Raw genomic sequence first — 229 nt, 5'->3', positions numbered from 1 at the left:
ATAGCCGTTGAACGCGTGCGAATCGATACGCACGCCCGGGCCGCCCGGCGTGTGCCAGTTGGTGATGCGGCCAGGGCTGGGCACGAAGCGGAACGGATCCTCGGCGTTGATGCGGCACTCGATCGCGTGGCCCTTGAAGGTGATGTCGCGCTGGCGCAGCGTGAACTTCTCGCCGGCGGCGATCAGGATCTGCTGCTGCACCAGGTCGACGCCGGTGATCAGCTCGGTG

General features: G+C 66.8%; 1 pseudogene. It reads right to left on the bottom strand.

What is annotated here, in order from left to right:
- Positions 1 to 229: pseudogene (locus tag SB751_RS36015) on the bottom strand (acetyl-CoA carboxylase biotin carboxylase subunit); the annotation flags it as partial.

Origin of the sequence: Cupriavidus sp. SIMBA_020 (genome assembly GCF_046535395.1) — a bacterium.
In the GTDB taxonomy this organism is placed as follows: Bacteria; Pseudomonadota; Gammaproteobacteria; order Burkholderiales; family Burkholderiaceae; genus Cupriavidus; species Cupriavidus campinensis.
Note: the sequence above shows the minus strand (reverse complement) of the source record. Positions and strands in the feature narration are given on the sequence as shown.